The 6,173-nt window shown below is 36.4% G+C and carries 5 protein-coding genes; all 5 read right to left on the bottom strand.

Going from position 1 to position 6,173, the window contains the following annotated elements; genetic code table 11:
- Nucleotides 1–134: 134 nt before the first annotated feature.
- A complete protein-coding gene (locus D8845_RS07575) occupies nt 135–1,367 on the bottom strand; it encodes a glutamyl-tRNA amidotransferase (RefSeq protein WP_125453029.1) in 1,233 nt (410 codons plus the stop codon).
- A 25-nt stretch (nt 1,368–1,392) separates the two neighbouring features.
- Nucleotides 1,393–2,667, bottom strand: a complete 1,275-nt coding sequence (locus D8845_RS07570) for a DUF2130 domain-containing protein (RefSeq protein ID WP_125453028.1) — start codon at nt 2,665–2,667, stop codon at nt 1,393–1,395.
- Between the two features lie 95 nt (nt 2,668–2,762).
- Complete coding sequence (locus D8845_RS07565; protein ID WP_125453027.1) at nt 2,763–4,043, bottom strand: O-acetylhomoserine aminocarboxypropyltransferase/cysteine synthase family protein; 1,281 nt, start codon at nt 4,041–4,043, stop codon at nt 2,763–2,765.
- 157 nt (nt 4,044–4,200) lie between these two features.
- Entirely contained in the window at nt 4,201–4,998 is a 798-nt protein-coding gene (locus D8845_RS07560; protein WP_020900680.1) for a formate/nitrite transporter family protein, read from the bottom strand.
- 291 nt (nt 4,999–5,289) lie between these two features.
- Nucleotides 5,290–6,087, bottom strand: a complete 798-nt coding sequence (locus tag D8845_RS07555) for a formate/nitrite transporter family protein (protein ID WP_125453026.1) — start codon at nt 6,085–6,087, stop codon at nt 5,290–5,292.
- Between the last annotated feature and the right edge of the window lie 86 nt (nt 6,088–6,173).

Genomic DNA, 6,173 nt, shown 5'->3' with positions numbered 1-6,173 from the left:
GTACTGCAATAATATTCTGTTTAAACAATAAAAACAAACCCAAAATTGCTATATAAACTGCAACAACTACTAAATATGAAGATAATCGAATACAAATATTATAAAGAAATTTTACATCTTTATTTGCTAATAATTTAATCAAGCTTTTCAATTTTATAAAAATCCTCCGAATAAAATTGTTTACTAGATTCTCTCAGTAAAAAATTTTCAAAATCACCTTCATCTTCAACTATTGTATACATTCTGTTGTTAACTATAAAATAGTCATTATTGATCATGTAGTGTCCATCGGAAAGTCCTGAAAAATCAATGTCTTCTAACTTCAATTTGTCACTTTCACTAAGTCTTAAACGTAAACGAAGGGCTCCCTCTTTCATATAGTCTTTAAGAGAAATTGCTGCATATCCTCCAAATGCTTGTTTCTCTATACTAGATGAGTTTTGATTTTGAGCTGCTTTTTCTTTAATAAAAGAAGTGATTCTAAACGAACGTGATATTTGAAAACCTGGGCTAGCTAATGGTTGATCTTCAGCATCAAATACAGATAAATCATAACCTTTCTTTTTTATAGCATCTTCTACTACTGACTTAAAATCTTTTAGAACTATTTGAGCTTCATCACTTGAAACAGCATTTTTTATAAATTCCTTTAGGCCGTAGTCTTGATCAATGAAAGTAACATATTTCAATTTTTGACGCGTGTACTTAGCACCCACTTTTATGGTAACTCCCTTATCGAAAACATCAAAGACACCTACATCGGAAATATTACTATCATAGTATGAAGACTTAAGTGTTAATTCGTAGTTCAAATCCCTAGAATGATAAAACTCTTGTAATTGTTGTACTTTGGCATTATTTCTCAAGTAAGTTTGAATTTCACTACCTAGAAATGGAGAAAGAGTTCCCGCTAATACTATAATGACTACAATTCTACTCACTTTTTGATTGTACTCAACCTTTTGATAAATCCAATCTAAATACGGAAATAAAAATAATGAAAAAATGAAACTCCAAAGGTCAATATCTTTTATAAAGTCAAAGGAAACGATCATTTTAAATCTTAGCACAAACATCAGAAAAATTGCTAAAAAAATATTGCCAATCAATAGGAATGCAATCAGACATTTCGTTCGATTTTTTGCCTTTATCACATAAGTTATACCTACAATAAGATTGGCTAAAAAGCTAATTCCGTAGCCTAAGACTGTTGGAACAAGGCCAAAAACACCAAATAATAAACTATATCTTGAGTCTGAGTCATCTACCCCTTCAATGTTAAAAAGACCATATAGGAGATTAAGAAGAAACACAACTAGTGGTAAATATGCAATATAGATATCCGAAAATTTCAAAGTTTTTTTCATAGGAACTCCTGTTTTTAAGGTAATCTTACTCCCCCTTCAATGCTTCAAACTTTGCTTTCATTGTTGGATTCTTTCGAGTCAATTTTTTGACGGAAACATCTTCCAGCTTATTGTTAGCTAAGCGAAGTTGGTTTTCAGATGTGGTTAGGAATTTTTTGACCTCTTCCATCCGCTTGATGGCTTTGTCGATTTCATCAATAGCTTTACCAAAGTTGGTCGAAGCTGAATTATAGTTCTTAGCAAAGGCCTGTTTAAATGCATCCAAATCTTCCTCAAAGTGCGTAATGTCAATATTTTGCTCGCGAACCAAGGCCAACTCCTGCTTGTATTTTAGGGAATTAAGCGCCGCATTACGTAAAAGACCAATCAACTGGATAAAGAATTGAGGACGAACCACATACATCTTTTCGTACTCGTGGCTGACGTCTACAATCCCTGTGTTAAAGTAGTCATTATCAGCCTCAAGCATGGTCACCAAAACCGCATATTCACAGTTCTTCTCCCGACGGTCCTTGTCTAATTCCTTGTAAAAATCCGCATTCTTGTGCTTCTTCTCTGTTCCATCTGCTTCGTTTTTCATCTCAAACATGATGGAAATAATTTCGACTCCATTTTCGTCACATTCACGGAAGATAAAGTCCCCCTTAGACCCACGCGCAGAGACCTTGTTATCCTTCTCAAAGTAGGCATTTGGAAAGGCAAAACTGCGGACCTTGTTAAACTCACTCTCTGCATAGTGTTCCAGACTTTCACCGATTGCTTTTGTAGATTGTTGAGCCTTGAAATTCTTGTAAAATTCGACTTGTTCACTGGCTGCTTTAAGCTGAGCTTCGTAGTTTTGTTTAACTGAAGCAAGAGAGAGTTCGTTTTCTTTTTCTTGCAAGAGAAGCTGATTTTTAACCTGGTCTCGTTCTTTTTCTAGGTCAGAGAGGGTCTTCTGTAGTTGATTTTCATGTTCCAAACGCAAGGTGGCCAATTGGTTTTCCAAGGCCTGCACTTCCTTGTCCTTTGCTAATAAAGCCTGATGGCTTGTCTGTTCAACCTCTTTCTTGGCCAATTCTTTTTCTGTATCAAAGTTTTGGATTTGACTCTGTAATTGCGCAATTTCTTGGTCTTTTTGAGCTAGTTTAGACTGTTGTTCATTCATGGCCTTTTGCTCAGCCAAGGCCAGTTCCTGCTTCATTCGATCGTGCAATTCCTTATCAAACTCTGCCGTTCTCACTTGGGACAAGAGTTCGGCATACTGACTTTCATTTACTGTAAAGACTTCCCCACAGTTAGGGCATTTGATTTCGTTCATATCGTTCCTCTTTCTAGACTTCTTTATCCATTATATCATGCCTGAGGGAAAATCAAAAACAGTGAGTCGAAACCCACTGTTTAACTTCTTTTTCTTTAAATTTTTTCCAAGGCCAAGCGCAAGTCTTCAATCAAATCATCTACATTTTCAAGACCGATTGACAAACGAATTTGGTTTGGTGTGACACCTGCTGCTTCTAGATCTTTTTCTGACAATTGACCGTGAGTGGTTGTAGCTGGATGAACAACAAGCGATTTAGCATCTGCTACGTTTGCAAGATCAGAGAAGATTTCTAAATGATCAATTACCTTGCGAGCTTCGGCCTCCCCACCTTTAACATGGAAGGTAAAGATTGATCCCACACCTTTTGGCAAATATTTCTCAGCCAAGGCATGATAAGGACTATCAGCAAGTTTTGGATAATTGACCTTTTCTACCTTAGGATGATTGACAAGAAAATCAACAATTTTCTCAGCATTTTGCACATGGCGTTCCACACGAAGAGAAAGGGTTTCCAGTCCTTGGAGTAACAAGAAGGCATTAAATGGCGACAAGGCTGCACCTGTATCACGAAGCAATTGAACACGGACAGCGATAATAAAGGCTGCTGCACCCACATCACGAGTATAGCTCAAATTGTGGTAGCTTGGATCTTCCTCAACAAATTGAGGGAATTTCCCTGAAGCTGCCCAATCAAAACGACCACTATCGACAATCACTCCTCCAATAGTCGTACCATGCCCACCGATAAACTTAGTCGCAGAGTGAATGGCAATATCTACACCGTGAGAAAAGACGTTAATCAAATAAGGTGTAGCAAAGGTATTATCCGAAACTAGTGGAATATGATGCTTATGAGCAATCTCAGCCAATTTTTCCAAGTCAGGAATGTTAATCAGAGGATTCCCCAAGGTTTCAATCAGAACAAGCTTGGTATTGTCATTGATAGCTGCTTCCACTTCCTCCAAATTATCAACATCGACAAAGGTTGTTGTGATCCCATAACGAGGAAGAGTTTCTTTCAAAAGATTGAAGGTTCCACCGTAAATAGTTGATGCTGCTACTACATGATCACCAGCATGTGCAAGAGCCAAAATCGTATAAGTAACCGCGGCCATACCTGATGCTGTTGCAAGAGCTCCAACACCACCTTCAAGGGCAGCAATTCTTTCTTCAAAAGCAGCTGTTGTAGGATTGGTAATACGAGTATAGATATTACCTGGTTTTCTCAAGGCAAACAAATCGGCACCTTCCTGCGTATCATCAAAAACAAAGGATGTTGTTTGATAAATCGGCACTGCACGAGACTTAGTTGCTGGATCCACAACTTGACCAGCGTGTAGTTGTAAGGTTTCAAATTTAAAATCACGAGTCATAAAACGACCTCCAAATAGTTTGATTAAGGATATTGTAGCACCTTAAGTTATGGTTTACCAATATCAGTTTTCTATATTTTGATATAAGAAATAGCTATTACCTTATTTTTAATATTTTAAATATGAAAAAAAGCACGACTCAATCGTGCTCATTGTCTTAATCTACATAAGTATCTTCATTTTTATTGAGGAAGGCGTATGGAAGACCCATCAAGAGACCACCACCAATGAAGTTACCAATGAAGGTTACACCCCAGTGACGAAGCATATTTCCAACACCGAAGTTAGCAATTGAATCAGCTGCAACACTGAATTTTACAATCGCAAAAGAAGCAAAGTTCGCAGCAATGTGCTCGTTTGTTAAGAATACAAACATGTAAATCGCTGATAAAACGAGCCATAGTTTAGCACCACCATCTTTGACCAAAACAAATGAAAGAATCGCAATATTTACGAAAATATTTGCCAAAATCGCCTCAAGTAAGACTAATTCATTTGAGCGACCTAACTTCATCTCAACAACACCTGAGATGAAACTATCGTGTGTCAGATGTGCATAGGCTGCCGAATGAGCAAAGCCCCAACCTGCTATCAAAGCCCCGATAAGGTTGAACAAGGTACAGTAAAGCAAAATCTCAGCTGTTTTTCTCCAAGAGATTTTTTTCAAGAAACTACCAGCAGTCAAGAACATCATGTTTGATGTTACCAACTCGGCATTCAAAAAAACAATGTAGGCCAATCCCCAAGCAAAGACAAATGGGAAGAGGAAGCGTCCACTACCTGGTGCAATTTTATTAATCAAGTCAGCCCCAACTGCACCTGCAGCTGTACTGAAAGTTAAGAATGCACCTGCGAACATAGAACGAATCGCATACTTAAATTTGCTTTGACTATAAAGACTTTCTTTCTTCTTGCAAGCAAATTCAATCTTTGAGATAAATTCTGAAGAAACCATGATAAACTCCTAAAACTTTTATTTGTGATAATTATAACATAAAATCGATATAATGAAAAGCCTTTCCTAATTGCATTTTTAATAAATTTATAAAACCAGTAATCGTTTACATTGTTTTAATAATAAGCTTTTAGAAGTTTTAGTTATCAGAATATTGAGGTTGCATGGAATAACTTTTATTCTATTTAATATATTTTATTTTTACAATTTAAAAACGATTTTCTCTGCAAGCCTATTTTGTAAAAGAAAAAGAGAGAATCGTTCTGATTCTCCCTGATACACTAACTCTTCTTAATCAACATATGTATCTTCATTCTTATTTAGAAAGGCATACAGTAAACCAATCAGAAGACCTCCACCTATAAAGTTAGCAATAAAGGTTACACCCCAATGTCGAAGGATATTTGGAAGATCAAAGTGAGGTACTTGATCAGCAATCATGCTGAATTTCATAATACTAAAGGAAGCAAAATTAGCAGCGATGTGCTCATTGGACAAGAAGACAAACATGGAAATAGCTGATAAAATAATCCATAGTTTGGCAGCACCATCTTTGACTAGTATAGATGAAAGAATGGCAATATTTACAAATACATTGGCAAGAATTCCCTCAAGCAGGACTAAATCACTTGGACGCGCCAATTTCTTGGCTACAAGCTTAGGAAGGAAGCTATCATGGGTCAAATGGGAAAAGGCTGACGAGTTGGCAAAGGCCCATCCAGCCACCAAGGCACCAATGAGATTAAACAAAGTACAATAGAGTAAAATAATCATTGCCTTTTTCCAATCAATCTTTTTCAAAAATGCACCTGCTGTTAAATACATCATATTGGAAGTTACCAATTCCGCATTTAGGAAGACAATATAAACCAGCCCCCAAGCAAAAACAAATGGGAAAAGGAAATACCCACTACTTGGAACAATACTATTAAGTAAATCTGCACCAATAGCACCAGCAGCTGTACTGAAGGTTAAAAAAGCACCTGCAAACATAGAACGAATCGCATACTTGAATTTACTTTGCTTGAAAAGACTTTCTTTCTTGTGGCAATAATAATCAATCTTCGAAATAAACTCTGAAGAACTCATAAACATCTCCTATTTTTTATACTTAGTATTATAGCATAAAATATTAAAATAGGTAATTGTTTTTGAAAAATGATAATATTTGTATT

Origin of the sequence: Streptococcus mitis, assembly GCF_003942865.1 — a bacterium.
Lineage (GTDB): Bacteria > Bacillota > Bacilli > Lactobacillales > Streptococcaceae > Streptococcus > Streptococcus mitis_BI.
This window is presented reverse-complemented; position numbering and strand designations above follow the sequence as displayed.

What these genes read in the sequence shown, in the direction of transcription:
- D8845_RS07565 (WP_125453027.1), bottom strand. Translation starts at nt 4,043, where the DNA reads ATGACTCGTGATTTTAAATTTGAAACCTTACAACTACACGCTGGTCAA.
- D8845_RS07555 (WP_125453026.1), bottom strand. Translation starts at nt 6,087, where the DNA reads ATGAGTTCTTCAGAGTTTATTTCGAAGATTGATTATTATTGCCACAAG.
- D8845_RS07560 (WP_020900680.1), bottom strand. Translation starts at nt 4,998, where the DNA reads ATGGTTTCTTCAGAATTTATCTCAAAGATTGAATTTGCTTGCAAGAAG.
- D8845_RS07570 (WP_125453028.1), bottom strand. Translation starts at nt 2,667, where the DNA reads ATGAACGAAATCAAATGCCCTAACTGTGGGGAAGTCTTTACAGTAAAT.
- D8845_RS07575 (WP_125453029.1), bottom strand. Translation starts at nt 1,367, where the DNA reads ATGAAAAAAACTTTGAAATTTTCGGATATCTATATTGCATATTTACCA.